At 73.8% G+C, this 18,401-nt stretch carries 21 protein-coding genes; 18 read left to right on the forward strand and 3 right to left on the reverse strand.

Features of this window, described 5'->3' with window-relative positions:
• From AC2A1K_RS27800 to AC2A1K_RS27820, 5 genes are all read left to right on the forward strand, one after another.
• A partial coding sequence (locus AC2A1K_RS27800) for an elongation factor 1-alpha C-terminal domain-related protein (protein WP_483899587.1) occupies positions 1–397 on the forward strand: 397 nt, incomplete at its 5' end.
• A 126-nt stretch (positions 398–523) separates the two neighbouring features.
• Positions 524–1,150, forward strand: a complete 627-nt coding sequence (gene cysC, locus AC2A1K_RS27805) for an adenylyl-sulfate kinase (protein WP_483899588.1) — start codon at positions 524–526, stop codon at positions 1,148–1,150.
• Positions 1,147–2,067: a hypothetical protein gene (locus AC2A1K_RS27810; protein WP_483899589.1), complete on the forward strand. Its 921-nt coding sequence runs from the start codon at positions 1,147–1,149 to the stop codon at positions 2,065–2,067. The genes cysC and AC2A1K_RS27810 overlap by 4 nt, the downstream gene beginning before the upstream one ends.
• Entirely contained in the window at positions 2,064–2,861 is a 798-nt protein-coding gene (locus AC2A1K_RS27815) for a sulfotransferase family protein (protein WP_483899590.1), read from the forward strand. The genes AC2A1K_RS27810 and AC2A1K_RS27815 overlap by 4 nt, the downstream gene beginning before the upstream one ends.
• A 66-nt stretch (positions 2,862–2,927) precedes the next feature.
• Positions 2,928–3,746 (forward strand): SAM-dependent methyltransferase, encoded by an 819-nt coding sequence (locus AC2A1K_RS27820; protein ID WP_483899591.1) that lies wholly within the window; start codon positions 2,928–2,930, stop codon positions 3,744–3,746.
• 76 nt (positions 3,747–3,822) lie between these two features.
• On the opposite strand, the gene AC2A1K_RS27825 is transcribed toward AC2A1K_RS27820, so the two are convergent.
• Positions 3,823–4,311: a beta-class carbonic anhydrase gene (locus tag AC2A1K_RS27825; RefSeq protein WP_483899592.1), complete on the reverse strand. Its 489-nt coding sequence runs from the start codon at positions 4,309–4,311 to the stop codon at positions 3,823–3,825.
• 269 nt (positions 4,312–4,580) lie between these two features.
• Positions 4,581–5,366 (reverse strand): type I methionyl aminopeptidase, encoded by a 786-nt coding sequence (gene map / locus AC2A1K_RS27830; protein WP_483899593.1) that lies wholly within the window; start codon positions 5,364–5,366, stop codon positions 4,581–4,583.
• A 49-nt stretch (positions 5,367–5,415) separates the two neighbouring features.
• Between map and AC2A1K_RS27835 the strand changes: the two genes are divergently transcribed.
• The 8 genes from AC2A1K_RS27835 to AC2A1K_RS27870 all read left to right on the forward strand — a co-directional run bounded on the left by AC2A1K_RS27835 (position 5,416) and on the right by AC2A1K_RS27870 (position 12,480).
• The gene (locus tag AC2A1K_RS27835) at positions 5,416–5,685 is read left to right on the forward strand and encodes a helix-turn-helix domain-containing protein (protein WP_483899594.1); all 270 of its coding nucleotides are present in this window, start codon (positions 5,416–5,418) and stop codon (positions 5,683–5,685) included.
• Between the two features lie 198 nt (positions 5,686–5,883).
• Positions 5,884–6,723, forward strand: a complete 840-nt coding sequence (locus AC2A1K_RS27840; RefSeq protein WP_483899595.1) for an ABC transporter permease subunit — start codon at positions 5,884–5,886, stop codon at positions 6,721–6,723.
• Positions 6,720–7,418 carry an ABC transporter ATP-binding protein gene (locus AC2A1K_RS27845; RefSeq protein WP_483899596.1) on the forward strand — a complete coding sequence of 233 codons (699 nt, stop codon included), beginning with the start codon at positions 6,720–6,722 and terminating at the stop codon, positions 7,416–7,418. The genes AC2A1K_RS27840 and AC2A1K_RS27845 overlap by 4 nt, the downstream gene beginning before the upstream one ends.
• Positions 7,408–8,400 carry an ABC transporter substrate-binding protein gene (locus tag AC2A1K_RS27850; RefSeq protein WP_483899597.1) on the forward strand — a complete coding sequence of 331 codons (993 nt, stop codon included), beginning with the start codon at positions 7,408–7,410 and terminating at the stop codon, positions 8,398–8,400. The genes AC2A1K_RS27845 and AC2A1K_RS27850 overlap by 11 nt, the downstream gene beginning before the upstream one ends.
• On the forward strand, positions 8,394–9,494 hold the full coding sequence (locus AC2A1K_RS27855) for an LLM class flavin-dependent oxidoreductase (protein ID WP_483899656.1): 1,101 nt from the start codon (positions 8,394–8,396) through the stop codon (positions 9,492–9,494). The genes AC2A1K_RS27850 and AC2A1K_RS27855 overlap by 7 nt, the downstream gene beginning before the upstream one ends.
• 434 nt (positions 9,495–9,928) lie before the next feature.
• Positions 9,929–10,513, forward strand: a complete 585-nt coding sequence (locus AC2A1K_RS27860; protein ID WP_483899598.1) for a peroxidase-related enzyme — start codon at positions 9,929–9,931, stop codon at positions 10,511–10,513.
• 9 nt (positions 10,514–10,522) lie between these two features.
• Positions 10,523–11,116 (forward strand): peroxidase-related enzyme, encoded by a 594-nt coding sequence (locus tag AC2A1K_RS27865; RefSeq protein WP_483899599.1) that lies wholly within the window; start codon positions 10,523–10,525, stop codon positions 11,114–11,116.
• The gene (locus tag AC2A1K_RS27870; RefSeq protein ID WP_483899600.1) at positions 11,116–12,480 is read left to right on the forward strand and encodes an aldehyde dehydrogenase family protein; all 1,365 of its coding nucleotides are present in this window, start codon (positions 11,116–11,118) and stop codon (positions 12,478–12,480) included. The genes AC2A1K_RS27865 and AC2A1K_RS27870 overlap by 1 nt, the downstream gene beginning before the upstream one ends.
• On the opposite strand, the gene AC2A1K_RS27875 is transcribed toward AC2A1K_RS27870, so the two are convergent.
• Positions 12,435–13,346, reverse strand: a complete 912-nt coding sequence (locus tag AC2A1K_RS27875) for a LysR family transcriptional regulator (protein ID WP_483899601.1) — start codon at positions 13,344–13,346, stop codon at positions 12,435–12,437. The two genes, AC2A1K_RS27870 and AC2A1K_RS27875, sit on opposite strands and share 46 nt — an antisense overlap.
• Positions 13,347–13,410: 64 nt before the next feature.
• Between AC2A1K_RS27875 and AC2A1K_RS27880 the strand changes: the two genes are divergently transcribed.
• The 5 genes from AC2A1K_RS27880 (at position 13,411) to AC2A1K_RS27900 (ending at position 18,400) form a co-directional block, all read left to right on the forward strand.
• A complete protein-coding gene (locus AC2A1K_RS27880) occupies positions 13,411–14,583 on the forward strand; it encodes an acyl-CoA dehydrogenase family protein (protein ID WP_483899602.1) in 1,173 nt (390 codons plus the stop codon).
• Between the two features lie 52 nt (positions 14,584–14,635).
• A complete protein-coding gene (locus AC2A1K_RS27885; protein ID WP_483899603.1) occupies positions 14,636–15,385 on the forward strand; it encodes an SDR family NAD(P)-dependent oxidoreductase in 750 nt (249 codons plus the stop codon).
• Positions 15,382–15,837, forward strand: a complete 456-nt coding sequence (locus AC2A1K_RS27890) for an LLM class flavin-dependent oxidoreductase (protein ID WP_483899604.1) — start codon at positions 15,382–15,384, stop codon at positions 15,835–15,837. The genes AC2A1K_RS27885 and AC2A1K_RS27890 overlap by 4 nt, the downstream gene beginning before the upstream one ends.
• The gene (locus AC2A1K_RS27895) at positions 15,834–16,943 is read left to right on the forward strand and encodes an LLM class flavin-dependent oxidoreductase (RefSeq protein WP_483899605.1); all 1,110 of its coding nucleotides are present in this window, start codon (positions 15,834–15,836) and stop codon (positions 16,941–16,943) included. Before AC2A1K_RS27890 ends, AC2A1K_RS27895 begins: the two co-directional genes overlap by 4 nt.
• Positions 16,944–17,101: 158 nt before the next feature.
• Positions 17,102–18,400, forward strand: a complete 1,299-nt coding sequence (locus AC2A1K_RS27900; protein WP_483899606.1) for an MFS transporter — start codon at positions 17,102–17,104, stop codon at positions 18,398–18,400.
• The last annotated feature ends 1 nt before the right edge of the window (position 18,401 follow it).

An 18,401-nucleotide genomic window follows, 5' to 3' on the forward strand; every position in this document is an offset into this window, starting at 1 on the left:
CGGCGCGCTGCTCGCGGCGCCGGGCGCGCCGGAGCCGGTCACGGAGTTCGACGCGACGCTCGCCTGGCTGCACGAGAAGCCCCTGCGTCCCGGCGCCCGCCTGCTGCTCAAGCACGGCACCCGCACCGTCCAGGCGATCGTCGGCACGGTGACCCACCGGCTCGACACCGACAACCTGTCGGTCGTCGAGGACCCGGGCGAGCTGGGCATCAACGACATGGGCCAGGCGTCGCTGACGGTCTCCGAGGCGCTGCCGCTCGACCCGTACGACGACGTCGCCGCCACCGGGTCGTTCCTGCTCGTCGACCCGCAGGCCGGCGACACGCTCGCCGCGGGCCTGGTCGGGCGGCCGCTGGTCGCGCGGCCGCTCGAGGACCTGGAGCCGGTCGAGTCGTGAGAGGCGGAGGCGGGTGGCGGCTGACCCGGCGCCGCCACGTCGACCTGCGCCGCACCGGGGCGACGGGCTGTCGGGCGGGGTGCTGACCAGGCCGCCCGCCCCCGAGCCGCCCCGGAGCGACCCGTCATGCCGGACGACAACCGTGTCCACCACGTCCAGCCGCCCCACGATCTCCCCTGCGCCGGGGGTGCCACGGTGTGGCTGACCGGCCTGCCCAGCGCCGGGAAGTCCACGATCGCCAACGGCGTCGCCGCCCGCCTGCGCGTCGAGCGCTGCGGGGTGGAGGTGCTCGACGGCGACCTCATCCGCGAGAACCTGTCCCGCGGCCTCGGCTACTCCCGGGAGGACCGCGCCATCAACATCCGGCGCATCGGGTTCGTCGCCGAGCTGCTCGCCCGCAACGGGGTGATCGTGCTGGTCGCGGCGATCGCACCGCACGCGGACATCCGCGAGCAGGTGCGCGAGACCCACGCCGAGGCCGGCACGCCCTACCACGAGATCTACGTGTCGACGCCCGTCGAGGTGGCCGGCGAGCGGGACGTCAAGGGCCTCTACGCCCGCCAGCGCGCGGGCGAGGTCACGGGTCTGACCGGCGTCGACGACCCCTACGAGGTCCCGGAGTCGCCGGACCTCGAGATCCCGAGCCACGAGCAGTCCGTCGACGAGTCCGTGGACCTGCTCGTGGATCATCTGCACCGGCAGGGCCTCACCGAGCAGGCCGCGACACCAACGTCGACGAGGACGGCTCCATGAACGCAGGCATCCCGGTCCCCCGCGGCGAGGGCACGGTCGTCGTCCCGCCGCCGGTCGACGAGCCCGGGTACTGGGCGGGCGCGCCGAGCGTGCTCGTCGTCGACGACGTCGTGTACCTGTCCTATCGGCTTCGCCAGCCCGTCGGCGCCGGGCGCGGGTACGCCAACGTCGTCGCGCGGTCGGTCGACGGGGTGTCGTTCGAGACCCTCGCGGTGGTGGAGAAGGACACCTTCGGCGCCGCATCGCTCGAGCGCCCCGCGCTGGCCCGCGCCGACGACGGCCGTTGGCGGCTCTACGTCAGCTGCGCGACGCCGGGAACGAAGCACTGGTGGGTCGACGTGCTCGAGGCCGACACCCCCGAGGGGCTGGCGCTCGCGCCCGGACCGTCCCGGCGCACCGTGCTCCCCGGCGACGACCGGCACGCCGTCAAGGACCCGGTGGTGCTCCGCGACGGGCGGGGCTGGCACCTGTGGGCGTCGGTGCATCCTCTCGACGACCCGGACGCGACCGACCGCATGACCACCGAGTACGCGACCAGCCCCGACGGCCTCGACTGGACCTGGCAGGGGACCGCGCTGGCCCCGCGCGCCGGCACGTGGGACGCGCGCGGCGTGCGGATCAGCGCGGTCGTGCCCGTCGGCGACGCGCTGGTCGCCACCTACGACGGGCGCGCCAGCGCCGCCGAGAACTGGGAGGAGCGCACGGGCGTCGCGCGCGCGGCCGGGGACGGGCGGTTCGTGGCCGAGGGCGACACGCCGGCGGCCGAGTCGCCACACGCCGGGCGGGGCCTGCGCTACGTCGCGGTCGCCGACGTCGGGGGCGTCCGGCGCCTGTACTGGGAGGCCACCCGCCCCGACGGCGCGCACGAGCTGCGCACCGAGGTCCTCGCCGCGGCCGGGCTGCCGGACGCCGCGTGACCCTGCCCGACTTCCTGATCATCGGGGCCCCGAAGACCGGGACCTCGGCCCTGCACAACGCCCTCGGCGGGCACCCGGAGATCTTCCTGCCGACGGTCAAGGAACCGAAGTTCTTCCTCACCGACGGGCCGCCACCGCACTCGGGAGGCGGGCCGGGCGACGTCGCCACCTGGGGCGAGCACGTCTGGCGGCGCGCCGACTACGAGGCCCTGTTCGACCCCGCGCCGGCGGGCACGCTGCGCGGGGAGGGCACCGTGTTCTACCTCTACGACCGCGACGCCCAGAAGCGCATCGCCGACCTGCTGCCCGACGTGCGCCTGATCGCCGTGCTGCGCGACCCGGTGGAGCGGGCGCACTCGAACTGGTCCCACCTGCGCGAGGCCGGGCTCGAGCCCGAGGCCGACTTCCTCGCCGCCTGCCGGGAGGAGCCCGCCCGGATCGCGGCGGGCTTCGCGCACTTCTGGCACTACGTCGCGCAGGGCCGCTACGGCGAGCAGCTCGACCACCTCACGGCGCTCGTCGACCCGGACCGGATCCTGCTGCTCGACTACCGCGTGCTCCGCGACGACCCCGTCGGCACCGCGGACCGCGTCTGCGCGTTCCTCGGCGTGGAGACCGGGCGCATCGACGGCATCCCCCGCCACCACGTGCGCCCCGACGTCACCGGGCGCGCCTCGGGGCCGACCGACGCCGAGCGCGTGGCGCTGCTGCCCGCCTTCGCCGACGACGTCGCGCGCGTCGAGGAACGCACCGGCTGGGATCTGGCGGGCTGGAAGCGGGCCCGCCGGACGTGAGCGAGATCAGCTCGTGCCGGCTGGTTGCTAGAGTCCCCGGTGACGGGTCGGGAGTGAGGAGCGCACGTGGGTCGACGCCAGGCCGAGGTCGAGATCGACCAGTCCCGGGCCAGTATCGCCCGCGTCTACGACGTCTTCCTGGGCGGCAAGGACAACTACGAGGTCGACCGCGAGGTCGCGAACGCGGTCATCGAGCAGATCCCGCAGACGCTGGCGTTCGCGCGGGAACACCGCGCGTGGTTGATCCGGGTCGTGCGGTTCCTGGCCAAGTCCGGGGTGAGCCAGTTCCTCGACTGCGGTTCGGGCCTGCCCACCCAGGAGAACACCCACGAGGCCGCGCAGCGCTACGAGCCCGAGGCCACGGTGGTCTACGTGGACAACGACCCGATCGTGTCGGCGCACGGTCGGGCCTTGCTGGAGGACAACGGCCGGGCCACGTTCGTCGACGGTGACCTGACCAGGCCCGACCAGCTCCTCGCCGACCCCCGGGTCACCGAGCGGCTCGACCTCGATCGTCCCGTCGCGCTGATCCAGTGCTCGACGATCCACCACGTCCCCGACGAGCAACGGCCGCACGAGATCATGCAGGCCTACATCGACGCCCTCCCGTCGGGCTCCTACGTCGCGCTGACTCACTGGCACGACCCGGGCGACGGGAGCCCGGGGAGCGAGATCGCCCGCTACATCGAGGACACGTTCCGGAGCAGTTCGATGGGATCGGCCAACTTCCGGTCCCGCGCGGAGATCGAGCGGTTCTTCACCGGCCTGGAGCTCGTCGAGCCGGGCCTGACCCTGTTGCGCGACTGGTGGCCCGACGGTCCGAATCTCACCGCCGAGCAGCCCGTCGACCAGATCGTCCTGGCCGGCGTGGGCCGCAAGCCGTAGACCGCACTCCCCCTCGAGGGTCACCGGCTGGTACCGCTCGCCGGCGAGCGGTACCAGCCGGTCATCCGTGGTCGCTCTACGTGACCTCGTTCAGCTTGCCGGTCGCGACGTCGAGCACGAACCCACGCACCGAGCCCTTGTTCTTGACGAACGGGCTGTGGGTGATGCGCTTGATCGAGTCGCGGACGTCCGCCTCCAGGTCGGGGAAGGCGTTCGCCGTCCACGACGGGCGCTCGCCGGCCTCCTTCTCGAGGATGTCGGCGAACTGCTCGTCGGTGAAGGTCACCATGCCGCAGTCGGTGTGGTGGATCAGCACGATCTCCTCGGTGCCGAGGAGGTGCTGGCTGATCGCGAGCGAGCGGATCGTGTCGTCGGTGACGACGCCGCCGGCGTTGCGGATGACGTGCGAGTCGCCCTCGTGCAGGCCGAGCGCGCCGTAGGGGTTGACGCGGGCGTCCATGCAGGCCACGACGGCGGTCTTGCGTGCCGGGGGCAGGGGCAGCTCGCCGGGGAAGGTCGCGACGTAGGCGTCGTTGTTCTTCAGGTACTCGTCGGTGACGGACATGCGGAGCCTCCGGGGTGTCGGTCGGTCGGGGCACGACGATCCGGCCGCGCGAACGGATCAGGACGGTGCCCCAACGTGTGACCGGCCCCGGGCGCTCACGCGGCCCGGCGACACCACTGGTCGAACTCGATGACGCGCCGGCTCGGCCAGAACGGCTCGAGGGCGCGGTGACTCATGCGCACATCTCACCGCAGGCATCCGGTCGGCCGCAACGAGGGCCCGCGGCCGGCCTCGGTGAGCGATCCTCGGGTTGTCGGCTCGAAGACCGCTCACCGGGTGGCGAGCTCGTTCTCCCGCCGGGTGAGGACGCGCGGCCCGTCGTCGGTGACCGCGATCGTGTGCTCGCTGTGGGTGGTCCGCGAGCCGTCGGCGGACCGGATGGTCCAGCCGTCGGGGTCGAAGACGATCTTGTCGGTCGTGCGCGCGAACCACGGCTCGAGGGCGAGGGTCAATCCCGGCTTCAGGCGCATCCCGCGGCCCGCGCGCCCGTCGTTGGGGACGTGGAGGTCCTCGTGCATGGTGCGGCCGATCCCGTGCCCGCCGAACTCGAGGTTGACCGGGTAGCCGTGGCGGGCGGCGACCGCGCCGATGGCGGCCGAGATGTCGCCGAGCCTCCCGCCCGGCTGCGCGGCGGTGATGGCGGCCTCCAGGGCCTCCTCGCTCGCCGCGACGAGCCGCTGGTCGTCCTCGCGGGGCGTGCCGACGATGACGGTGCGCGCGGAGTCCGCGGCCCACCCGTCGACCATGACCGCGAGGTCCATCTTCAGGACGTCGCCGTCGCGCAGCACGTCGTCGTGGGGCAGACCGTGCAGCACCGCGTCGTTCACCGAGAGGCACACGACGTTGCGGAACGGGCCGCGCCCGAACGACGGCGCGTAGTCCCAGTAGCAGGACACGGCGCCGCGCTCGCGGATCAGGTGCCGGGCGTGCTGCTCGAGGTCGAGCAGGTTGACCCCGACCGCGGCCCGCTCCCCCAGCTCGGTCAGCACGTGCGCGACGAAGCGGCCGGCCTCGTGCATCCGGTCGATCTCGGCGGGGGTCTTCAACTCGATCATCGACGCACTCTCTTCGCGGGATAACTATCCCGGTATTAGTATCACGGTCATGGTGCGCGTGCCGTTGACGGCGGAGGAGCACGAGCGTGGGCAGCGTCTCGGCGAGGTCCTCCGGGCCGCGCGCGGCCCGCGGAGCATGACGTCGGTGGCCGCCGCGGTCGGGATGTCGCCCGAGACGCTGCGCAAGATCGAGACCGGTCGGGTGCCGACGCCGGCGTTCTTCACGGTCGTCGCCCTGTGCGCCGAGCTCGGGCTCCCCCTCGACGATCTCGCCGCGCGCTGCACCGATCCCGATCCCGCGCCCTCCCGCACCGCCTGAGAACGGGGACCCTGAGAACGGGGACCCTGAGAACGGGGACACAGCGCGGTTGCGCTGTCGCGGAGCGTCACTCACGATCGTGTGATGGACCGGGGGACGGATCTGACGCGGCGCCGTCACGTCGACCTCATGCGCACGGCGCACGGCATCTGTCGCTGACACACGCCGCCGTCCCGTCGTCCCTTCCGGGAGCCCCGTGTGTCCACGCTCGAATCCACCGGTGCGCCCGCGCGCCCGGCCACCCCGCCCTCCGCACCTGTCGGGAGGCGCCGCCGCGCCCGGCCCGCCGCGTGGTACCGCTGGATCAGCCCGGTCGCGATCGTCCTGATCTGGCAGCTCGCCTCGAGCACCGGGCTGCTCGCCGAGGACGAGCTCGCCTCGCCGTGGCGCGTGGTCACCGCCGCCGTGGACGTCACCGCCAGCGGCGAGCTGCCCGAGGGCCTGCTGGTCTCGCTGGTGCGCGTGGCGATCGGGCTCGCGCTGGGTGTCTCCGCCGGCACCGCGCTCGGCCTGCTCTCGGGGCTGTCGCGCTGGGGCGGGGTGCTCGTCGACCCGCCGGTGCAGATGCTGCGGACGCTGCCGCACCTCGCGCTCGTGCCGCTGTTCATCCTCTGGTTCGGCGTCGACGAGACCCCGAAGATCCTGCTCGTCGCCCTCGGCGCGCTCTTCCCCGTCTACCTCAACGTCCACGCCGGCGTCCGCGGCGTCGACCCCAAGCTCCTCGAGGCCGCCCGCGTCTCCGGGTTCACGCGCGGCGAGCAGCTGCGCCACGTCGTGCTGCCCGGCGCCCTGCCGAGCGCGCTGACCGGCCTGCGCCTGGCGATGGGCATCGCCTGGCTCTCGATCGTGGTCGCCGAGACGGTGTCGGCCGACTCGGGCCTCGGCTACATGATCATGAATGCGCGGGAGTTCCTCCGCACCGACGTCATCGTCGTCGGCCTGGTCGTGTACGCCCTGCTCGGGCTCGGCACCGACGCCCTCGTGCGCCGGATCGAGCGCAAGGCACTGGCGTGGCGGGTGGGGAGCGTGGACGCGTGAGTGCTGCAGAGGTCCGCGGCCTGACCCGCGACTTCGGTGACCACCGGGTGCTCGACGGCCTCGACATCACGGTCGGCGACGGCGAGTTCGTCGCGCTGCTCGGGCGCAGCGGCTCGGGCAAGAGCACGCTGTTGCGAGTGCTCGCCGGGCTCGACGACGCCGGCAGCGAGGGCGTGGGCGGCGAGGTGACCGTCCCCGGCTCGGTGGCCGTCGCGTTCCAGGAGCCGCGGCTGCTGCCCTGGCGCAGCGTCACCGACAACGTGGTGCTCGGACTGCACCGCCCCGAGGCCGCCGAGATCGCCCGCGCCACGCTCGACGAGGTCGGGCTGCGCGAGCGCGCCGACGCCTGGCCGTTGACGCTGTCGGGCGGCGAGGCCCAGCGCGCCTCGCTCGCCCGCGCCCTGGTCCGTGAGCCCGGCCTGCTGCTGCTCGACGAGCCGTTCGGCGCCCTCGACGCGCTGACCCGGATCGCGATGCACCGCCTCGTGCTCGACCTGTGGGAGCGCCACGGCATGGGCATCCTGCTCGTCACCCACGACGTCGACGAGGCGCTGGTGCTCGCCGACCGCGTGCTCGTGCTCGACGAGGGGCGGATCGTCGCCGACCACGCGCCGGGCCCGCGACCGCGCGAGGACGTCGGCGCCCTGCGGCGTCGCGTGCTCGGCGAACTGGGGGTGACCGACGATGCGGCCTGATCTTCGGGGGAGCGCGCTGCTGCTGCTCGGGATGCTCCTCGTCCTCGCCGGCTGCTCGTCGGTGCCGCGGGAGCGACCGCCGGTGCAGCCGCCCGCCGACCCGGCGGCGCTCGCCGGGGTCACCCTGCGCGTCGGCGATCAGAAGGGCGGCGTGCAGTCGCTGCTGCGCGCAGCCGGGCTGCTCGACACCCCGTACCGGCTGCAGTGGTCGACGTTCACGGCCGGTCCCCCGCTGATCGAGGCCGCCCGCGCCGGCGCGATCGACGTCGGCCAGACCGGCAACACACCCGCGATCTTCGCGGCGGCCGCCCGGGCCCGGGTGCAGCTGATCTCGGCGTCGCAGGGCAACGTCACCAGCGACGCGATCCTCGTCGCCCCCGACTCCCCGATCCGCGACGTCGCGAGCCTGCGGGGCAAGCGCATCGCGGTCGGCAAGGGCACGTCGGCGCACGGCCAGCTGCTCTACACCCTGCGCGCCTCCGGGCTGACGCTCGACGACGTCGACCTCACCTACCTGCAGCCCTCGGACGCGTACGCCGCGTTCAAGCAGTCCCAGGTCGACGCGTGGGCGACCTGGGATCCGTACACCGCGCAGGCCCAGCTCGAGACCGGCGCGCGCATCCTGGCCGACGGCGAGGGCACCGCCAACGGGTACTCGTTCCTCGTCGCGAGCAACGCCGCGCTGGCCGACCCGGCGCACCAGGCGGCGCTCGCCGACTTCACCGGGAGGGTCCGGGAGGCGATGCGCTGGTCCGACATCCACCGCGACCAGCGCGCCGAGTCCTGGGCCCAGGAGACGAAGCTCCCGCTCCCGGTCACCCAGCTCGCCGCGTCCCGGGGGCCCGACCTGCCCGTCCCGCTCGACGACCGCCTGGTGCGCTCGCAGCAGGAGCTCGCCGACGCGTTCACCGACGCGGGCGTCATCCCTGGCCGGGTCGGCTTCGCCGACTTCGTCGACCGTCGTTTCGAGGACCGATCGTGATCATTCCGCACTGGTTCCTGCCCACGTCCGGGGACGCGCGCACCATCGTCGCCCGCCGCCACGCCGACCGCGGCGAGGCCGGTGACGCCCCCCGCGCGCCGGACCTGGACTACCTCGCGCAGGTCGCCCACGCCGCCGAGAACCAGGGCTTCCACGGGGTGCTCACGCCGACCGGGACGTTCTGTGAGGACGCCTGGCTGACCACGGCCGCGCTGCTGCAGGAGACCCGCTCCCTGCGGTACCTCGTCGCGTTCCGGCCCGGGCTCATCTCGCCCACGCTCGCCGCGCAGCAGGCCGCGACGTTCCAGCGCCTGTCGCGCGGGCGGCTGATGCTCAACATCGTGACCGGGGGCGACGCGGTCGAGATGAAGCGCTTCGGCGACTGGGCCGAGCACGACACCCGCTACGCCCGCACCGACGAGTTCCTCTCGGTGCTGCGGGCGTCCTGGGGCCCCGAGCCGATCGACTTCGCCGGCGAGCACTACCGCGTCGAGGGCGCGACGACGCTCGCGCCGCCCGAACCGACGCCCTCGATCTACTTCGGCGGCTCGTCGGACGCCGCGCTCCCGATCGCGGCCAAGCACGCCGACGTCTACCTGACGTGGGGCGAGCCGCCGGCGCAGGTGGCCGAGAAGATCGAGCGGGTGCGCAAGCTCGCCGCCGAGCACCACCGTGAGCCGCGCTTCGGGATCCGCCTGCACGTCATCGCCCGTGACACGGCCGCGGAGGCGTGGGGTGTGGCGCAGGGGATGCTCGATGCGCTCGACCCCGCCGAGATCCGACGCGCGCAGGCGGTGCTGCAGACCAGCGAGTCGGTCGGCCAGCGGCGGATGTCCGCGTTGCACGGGGGTTCGGTGGACTCCCTGGAGATCAGCCCGAACCTGTGGGCCGGGGTGGGCCTCGTGCGCGGCGGGGCCGGCACGGCGCTCGTCGGCAGCCACGCCGAGATCGCCGACCGCATGGAGGAGTACCACGCGCTCGGGATCGACGAGTTCATCCTGTCCGGCTACCCGCACCTCGAGGAGGCCTTCCGGGTGGGCGAGGGCGTGTTGCCCGAGCTCGCGCGGCGCGAGGTGCTGGCGCCACGGCCCTGAGCGCCTCCCGGAAATCACGGCCGGCTGCGCGGGGTTTCACCGGCGTTCCGGTCAGGGGCGCCCCTTGCCCGTCTATGCGAGCGAAGGTGCCCTTCGGTCGGAAACCACGGGACGCGCCCACGACCGGCGGAGCCGATCGATCGATCGGCTCCGCCGAATTGTCGTATGACCCCGCCGACACCCTCGGCGGTTGCGCTCACCTTCCGCCGTTGATTAGCGTTCGGGACGTGGCCGGCGGATCGATGCTCACCCAGCGAGCTCACGTCGACCTGTGTCGCGTCATCTCCGCGGGCTGTTAGTCCCGCGACGCCGGCTCGGTAGGCCGGCCCTCCTTTTGCGCGAGCCTCTCTCCTGGTAGCGACGTGCCGCCCCGCGGCCCGCCGCGCATTCTCGCGCACCATTTCCACGATTCCCTCCACATGAAGGGTGTACCCATGTCCGTCGACCTTCCCGAGAGGACCGGGACGATCTCGCGTCTCCGCGTTCCCGCCGTCGAGGAGCTGCCGCCGAAACTGCAGAAGCAGATCGAGTCGATCACCGATCAGCTCGGCTACACGCCGAACTGGATCCGCGCCTTCGCCCTCGGCGGCGCGCACACCGCACGCTTCAACGAGTACCTGCTCCCGCTGCTCGACCCGGCCAGCGGCCTGCTGCCCTACGACGACCGGGAGATTCTCGCGACGGTCACGTCGGCCGAGAACGGCTGCTCGTACTGCCGTCTCAACCACGCCGGCAGCCTGGGTGGGGCGCTCGGCGACAAGAAGCTGGGCACCCGGGTCGCCATCGACTTCCGCGAGGTGCGTGAGCTCTCGCCGCGCCACCGCACGCTCGCCGAGTTCGCCGCGAAGCTGACGAACCACCCCGGCGAGGTCTCGGACACCGACATCGAGACGCTGCGCGAGCTCGGCCTGGACGACGAGCAGATCTTCGAAGCCGTCCACGTGATCTCGGTGTTCGCGGCCGCGAACCGATTCTCCATCTTCCTGCAGGTCACCCCCGACGACGAATTCTTCGCCTGAGGAGCACGCATGACCGCCACGTTCGCCGGACCCCGCCTCTCACGCCTGCGCGTTCCCGGGCGCGACGAGCTCACCCCGAGCGCACAACGCCTCGCCGAGGCCACCGAGAAGGCCGAGGGATACGTCCCGAACTGGATCGAGGCGTTCGCACTCGGCGGCGAGCACACGAATCGCCTCAACGCCTACCTGTTCCCGCTGCTCGAGGGCGCGGCCGACTCCCCGGGCAATCTCACGGGGCGTGAGCGCGAGATCCTCGCGACCATCGTCTCGGTCACCAACGGCTGCAGCTACTGCCACGCGCTGCACGTGGACACGCTCGGCAAGGTGCTCGACGACCACTGGCTCGCCCACCGCATCGGCCTGCACCACGCCGAGGTGGAGGAGCTCAGCGACCGCGAGCGCCTGCTGGCCGACCTCGCCCTGACCCTCACCCACACCCCGGGCGAGATCTCCGACGACCGCATCGAGGCGCTGCGCGGCGCCGGCCTGGACGACGAGGACATCTTCGAGGCCGTCCAGGTCATCTCGATCATCAACGCCACCAACCGGATCACGCTCGCCCTCGGCGTCCTGCCCGACGAGCAGATCTTCGCCAACCGCTGATGACGACCGCACCTCCGGCCCCCGCCGCACCCGTCCACGACGGGGTCGAGTCCGCCGTCCGGGCGGCCGTCGCGGCGGGGCCGGGGTGGGCGCGTCGTCCCGCCGTCGAGCGGGCCGACGCCCTGCGCGCGCTCGGGTCGCTCCTGCTCGACGGCGCCGAGGAGCACGCCCGGACCATCACGGCCGCCACCGGCAAGCCCGTGCGCTGGTCGCGGATCGAGGTCGCCCGCGCGGCGTCGATCCTCGGGCTCGCGGCCGAGGAGGCGGTCCGGTGGCACCCCGACGCGCAGCGCCTCGACGCGCAGGAGTCCGGGGCCGGGCGGCTCGCGGTCACCCGTCGGGTGCCGCGCGGCCCGGTGCTCGCGATCACGCCGTTCAACTTCCCGCTGCACCTGGTGGCCCACAAGGTCGCCCCGGCGCTCGCGGTGGGCGCCCCGGTCCTGGTCAAGCCGACGCCGCGGGCGCCCGAGCCGGCGCACGTGCTGGCCCGGCTCGCCCGCGAGGCCGGGGTCCCCGACGGGGTGGTGGGCGTCGTCGAGGCCGACGACGACCGCACCGCCGCGCTGGTCGCCGACCCGCGCCTGCCGGTCGTGACCTTCACCGGCTCGGACGCGGTGGGCTGGCGGATCGTCGACGCCGCGCCCCGCAAGCAGGTCGTCGTCGAGCTCGGGGGCGACGGCGCCGCCGTGATCGCGCCCGATCACACCGGCGACGCCGACCTCGACCACGCCGCGGGGCGGATCGCGCTGTTCGCCTTCTACGCCGGTGGGCAGGCGTGCACGTCGCCGCAGCGTGTGTACGTGCCGCGCGCGCACCTCGAGCGGTTCACCGAGCGGCTGGTCGCGCAGGCCCGCCGCCAGGTCGTCGGCGACCCCTGGGACCCGGCCACCGACGTCGGCCCCCTCGTCGACGAGGACGCCGCCCGGCGGGTCGAGTCGTGGGTCGCCGAGGCGGTCGCGGGCGGCGCCGTCGTGCGCACCGGCGGCGCCCGGGAGGGCCGCGTCGTCACCCCGACCGTCCTGACCGACGTCCCGGCCGGGGCGCGGGTGCTCGTCGACGAGGTGTTCGGGCCCGTGGTCAGCGTGCTGCCCTACGACGCGGTCGACGAGGCGCTGGCCGCGGTCGACGCGTCGCGGTACGGGCTCTCGGTGGGGTTGTTCACCCACGACACCACCCTGGCCTTCCGGGCCCTCGACGAGCTCGAGGTCGGCCAGGTCGTCGTCGGGGACGCGCCGACCTACCGCTCGGACGTCACCCCGTTCGGCGGAGTGAAGGACTCCGGGCAGGGCCGCGAGGGCGTGCGCAGCGCCATGACCGACTACACCGTCGAGCGCACGCTGGTGCTGTCCGGGGTGACCCTGTGAGCACTGCGGCCCGCCCGGCGCACGACGATCTCGCGGAACACCCGCACGACGTCACCGGCCTCCGCGGTGTGCACCAGCGCGACGGTGACCGCCTCGGGCGGGTGCAGCGGGCGCCAGACCAGCGCGTCCCGGTCGGCGTCGGTGAGCGAGAGCTCGGGCAGCACGGCGACGCCGACGCCCGCGGCGACCATCGCCTTGGCCGTCTCGGTGTTGTCGGCGCGGTGTACGACGTCGGCTCCGGGCAGCAGCGCGTCGACGAGATCGGCCACCCGGTAGCCGGGGCGGTGGGCGACGAGGCGCTCGCCGTCGAGCTCGGCGGACGTCACCACGGCGACCTCGTCGGGGTCGGCCAGGTAGTGCCCGAGCGGCATGCAGACGCCCAGATCGCAGGTGAGGAGCGGAACGAGGGCGAGGTCCTGCTCCTCGGAGCCGGCGACGACCAGCCCGGCATCGAGCTCGCCGCTGCGCACCGCGGCGACGACCTCGGCCGAGCCCGCGGCGCGCACGCGCAGCTCGAGGCCCGGCGCGGCGGCGAGCAGGTCGGCGGTGGCGTCGGCCAGCACCGTGCCGATCGCCGCGCTGACCGCCCCGACGCGCAGCCGCCGCGTCCCGCCGCCCGCGACGACGTCGGCGATCTCCTCGGTCGCGGCGACGATCCGCTCCAGCGCGGGGCGGACGGCCTGGCCCACGGTCGTCGCCGTCACGCCGCGCCGGCTGCGTCGCAGCAGCTGCGCCCCGAGTTCGCGCTCCAGGGAGCGCACGCCCTCGGACAACGTCGACTGCCCCACGCCCAGCTCGCGGGCGGCCGCCGAGAACGAGCCCGTCCTCAGGATGGCCAGCACCGCGCCGGCCTGCTCCACCCGCATCTCCCGAGCGTGGCACGCGCCGCGCTCCGGGACACCCATTCGAACCCCAGCGAAGGCAGCTCCCGTGACGACCACCTCACCCATCCCGACGCCCGCCCCGACCCTGCTCACCGAGGACCTGCTCGCGCGGGTGCACGCGCGCGCCGGTGACTACGACCGCGAGAACCGCTTCTTCCACGAGGACCTCGACGACCTGCGCGAGGCCGGACACCTGCGCGCGCCGATCCCCGCCGAGCTCGGCGGCGGCGACCTGACCCTCGACCAGGTCGCCCACGCCCAGCGCCGGCTGGCGTACAACGCGCCCTCGACCGCGCTGGCCACGACCATGCACCTGTACTGGGTCGGCTCGGCGTCCGACCGCCATCGCGCGGGCGACTCCTCGCTCGACTGGCTGCTGCACGACGTCGTCGCCGGCAAGGTCGTCGCGGCCGGCCACGGCGAGCCGGGCAACGACACCGCGATCGACGACGCGCGCACCACCGCGACCCCGGTCGACGGCGGCTACCGCATCAGCGGCCACAAGATCTTCACCTCGCTGGCGCCGGTCTGGGACTGGCTGGGCGTCCACGCCCGTGACGACTCCGACCCCGACCACCCGCGGATCGTGCACGCCTTCGTCGCGCGCGACGCCGAGGGCGTGCGCACCGACGAGACCTGGGACACTCTCGGCGTCCGGGCCACCGCGAGCCACGACACCCACCTCAGCGACGTCTTCGTCCCGACCGAGCGCGTCGTCGACGTCCATGACCTCGGCGCCACCCCGGGCCCCTACGTCGCCGGCGTCTTCCCGTGGGTGCTCCCGCTGCTCGCCAACGTCTACTACGGCGCCGGACGCCGCGCGGTGGACGTCGCCCTCGAGCAGGCCCGCACCCGCACCGCGCTGAGCCTGGGCGGCGCGCCCGTCGCCGAGAAGCCGTTCGTGCAGTACCACGCCGCCGAGGCCGAGCTGCAGCTCGAGGGCGTCGGCGCGCAGCTCGACCGCCTCACCGCCGACCTCACCAACGGCGTGGATCTCGGCGACCGCACGCTGCTCAAGCTCTTCGCGGCCAAGGAGAACGGCACCCGCGTGGCGCGCAGCGTCACCGACCTCGCCCTGGAGATCGCCGGTGCCTCGTCGATCAGCCGCCGCAACGAGCTCGAGCGGCTCTACCGCGACGTCCGCGCGGGCAGCTTCCACCCGCCGAACTCCGACGCGGTGCGCGACCTGATCGGCAAGACGGTGCTGGGCCTGCTGTGAGACGAAGCAATGAGGGGAGCACGCCGATAGGGGAGCTCGAACGGGAGATGCCGTGACGTCCCTCGACGGCGAGGTCGTCCTGATCTCCGGCGGCGCGCGCGGAATGGGCGCCAACCACGCCCGCCGCGCCGCCGAGGCCGGCGCCCGCGTGGTGGTCGGCGACATCGACGGCGCCGGCGTGCGGACCGTCGCCAAGGAGATCGGCAGAGAGGTCGGTGGGGCGGCGGTGGCGGTCGACCTCGACGTCACCAGCGCGGCCGACTGGGCGAGTGCCGTCTCCACGGCTGAGGACGCGTTCGGCCCGGTCACCGGCCTGGTCAACAACGCCGGGATCTTCGGGCACGGCGATACGCAGACCGTCGACCTCGAGGTCTTCCGCACCGTGCACCGGATCAACGTCGAGGGCACGCTGCTGGGGATCCAGGCGGTCGCGCCCGTCATGACCCGGGACCGGCGCGGCAGCATCGTCAACATCTCGTCGATCGCCGGCATGATCGGGATCGAGGACCACCCGGCGTACGTGTCGAGCAAGTGGGCGGTGCGGGGCCTGACGAAGGCCGCCGCGCTCGACCTTGGCCACCACGGCGTGCGGGTCAACTCGGTGCACCCCGGCCGGATCGTCACGCCGTTCATCGACGGCCTGGACTCGAGCATCCTGCCCAACCAGGTCGTGCGGGAGCCGGGTCGGCCCGACGACGTCAGCGCGCTGGTGCTGTTCCTGCTGAGCACGGACTCGCGGTTCTCCACGGGCTCCGAGTTCGTCGTCGACGGCGGGCGCTACCTGGGCGAGTTCCGGCCGTGAGCTTCACCGAGATCCTCACCGACGCGCTCGTGCGGGAGGAAGCGGGCGAGCGCCGGGTGCTGATCCGCGACGGGGACCCGTTCGTCCTCGCGGCGGCGGTGGCGGCGCGCACGGCGACGATCCGGGTCGGCGTGGCCGTCGACACGGCCCGCACGCATCCCTACGTCGCCGCCCGCAAGCTCGCCGCGCTCGACAAGATCTCCGGTGGGCGGGCGGAGTGGCTCCCGGAGGACAGCGAGCCGGCGCGCCTCGACGAGGCCGTGCGTCTCGTGGAGGCGCTGCTGGCGTCGTGGGGGCCGGGCGCGACCGTCAACGACCGGGAGCGTGGCGTGCACGTCGACACCGACCGGATCACCGCGGTGCACCACGACGGGCGGTGGTGGAGCGTGCACTCGCCCCTCGACGTGCCCGCCGGGCCCCAAGGGGTCGTGCCGCGGTGGGCGGGGTCATGAAGCTCTTCGCCGAGTTCCACCACAGCGGCGACCACGAGGGCGCCTGGCGCCTGCCGACCGCGCGCCCCGACCGCACGGACGACGCGAGCTACTACGTCGAGCGGGCCCGGATCGCGGCCACCGGCGGGTTCTCGCACGTCTTCTTCGCCGACTTCGTCGGCTACGACCCCGTGGTGCGCCACCAGGTCCGCTGGCCGTTCGAACCGACGACGCTGCTCGGCGCGGTGGCCGCGACGGTGCCCGACATCGGGGTCGTCGCCACCGGGTCGACGGTGTTCGCGTCGCCCGACGAGCTCGTCGACACGTTCGCCACGCTGCAGGACGTCAGCGGCGGGCGCGCCGGCTGGAACATCGTCACCGCCGGCGCCCCGGCGGCCGCGGCGGCCTTCGGCCGGGCGGCGGTGCCCGCCCACGACGCGCGCTACGACACCGCGGACGCCGTCGTCGACCACGTGCGCGCGGCCTTCACCGAGGACACCCGCCCGCTGTTCGTGCAGGCGGGGGCGTCGCCGCGCGGGCGGACGTTCGCGGCGCGCCACGCCGACGCCGTCTTCGCCGCCACCCCCGACCGCGACGCCGCCCGCGCGTTCCGTGACGACCTGCACGCCCGCGCCGCCGCGCTCGGACGCCCCGCCCCGCTCCTGCTGCCCGGCTTCCTCGTCACCCTGGGCTCGACCGACGAGGAGGCGCGCCGGCGCCGCCGGCAGCTCGACGACCTGCTCAGCGACGGCACCATCGCCACGCTGCTCGACCAGTTCGGGCTCGACCTGCCCGGGGTGGGGCTCGACGACCGGCTGCCCGCCGACCTCACCACCGGCGCCGGGTTCCAGGGCATCCGCAGCCGCGCGGCGGTGCTCGACTCGGTCGCCCGCGAGCTCGGTCCCGACGTGACGCTGCGCCGGCTCGTGCGCCACGTCGCGGGCAGCCGCGGGCACCTCCAGCACACGGGCACCCCGGAGGCCGTCGCCGAGATCATGGCGGACTGGGTGGGCGCGGGGGCCGCGGACGGGTTCGTCGTCAAGTTCTCGCACAACCCCGGCGGCGCCGAGGACTTCGTCGACGGCGTGACCCCGCTGCTGCGGGCGCGTGGGCTGCTGGACGGGTAACGCGTCACGTCGCGTTGACCCACACGGGTGGTCCTGGTGAACTCTGCGCCCGTGTTCCTGACCCGTCGCCGGCACGTCGATCTCGGTCGCGTCGGCTCCCAGGGCTGTCGTCGCTGACCTCGTCAGCCACCGCCCGCCCTCCTCCCCCAGGAACCCCCGTGAGCACCAGCACGCCCACCTCTGCCCCGGCGCGCACCCCGCGCCGGGTCGCCCTCGCCAGCGCCATCGGCACCACCATCGAGTGGTACGACTTCTACCTCTACGCCACCGCCACCGCGCTGGTGTTCAACCAGCTGTTCTTCCCCTCGATCAGCCCCACCGCCGGCACGCTGGCCGCGTTCGCGACCTACGCGGCGGGCTTCGGCGCGCGGCCGGTCGGGGCCGTCGTGGCGGGGCACCTCGGCGACCGCCTCGGGCGGCGCACGGTGCTGGTCGGCGCGCTCGTGCTCATGGGCGCGGCGACGACGCTCATCGGCCTGCTCCCGTCGTTCGCGACGATCGGCGTCGCGGCGCCGGTGCTGCTCGTGGTGCTGCGGATCCTCCAGGGCCTCGCCGTCGGCGGCGAGTGGGCCGGCGCCGCGATCCTCGCCGTCGAGCACGCCCCGCCGCGGCGGCGCGGGTTCTTCGGCAGCTTCACCCAGCTCGGTTCGCCCGCCGGGATGCTGCTCGCCACCGGGTTGTTCTTCCTCGTGCGGACGGCGGTCGGCGACGAGGCGTTCGTCGAGGGCTGGTGGCGGCTGCCGTTCCTGGCCAGCGCGGTGCTCGTGATCGTCGGGCTGGTGATCCGGCTGCGCATCTCCGACGCGCCGGAGTTCACCGCGCTGCGCGAGCAGGGCAAGATCTCGCGGCTGCCCGTGGTCGAGGTGTTCCGCGCCGCGCCCCGCGAGGTCCTGCTGACCACCGGTCTGCGGCTCTCGCAGATCGCGCTGTTCGTGCTGATCACGACCTACGGCCTGACCTACATCGCGAGCGAGATCGGCCGTGGCAGTAGCGCCGGGCTACTCGCCGTGGTGATCTCGTCGGCGCTGGGACTGATCACGACCCCGTTGTGGGCGATCCTGTCCGACCGCATCGGGCGGCGGATCCCGTACCTGCTCGGCGCCGTCGGCGGCACGCTGACCCTGCTGCTGTTCTTCCTCGCCGTCGGCACGGGATCGACGTGGCTGGTCGTGCTGGCCGTGGTGCTCGCGATCAACGTCACCCACGACGCGATGTACGGGCCGCAGGCGGCGTGGTTCGCGGAGCTGTTCGACGTGCGGCTGCGCTACAGCGGCGCATCGCTGGGCTACGGGATCGGCTCGGTGATCGCGGGCGGCTTCGCCCCGCTGGTGGCGGCGGCCGTCGTCGGCGCCACCGGGTCGTTCTGGCTCGTCGTGGTGATCTTCGCGGGCGTGTCCGTGCTGACGATCCTCTCGGCGGTGTTCGCGCGCGAGACGGCGTTCGACGACACGATCTGAG

This window comes from Actinomycetospora sp. 2LY8.5 (assembly GCF_057180585.1).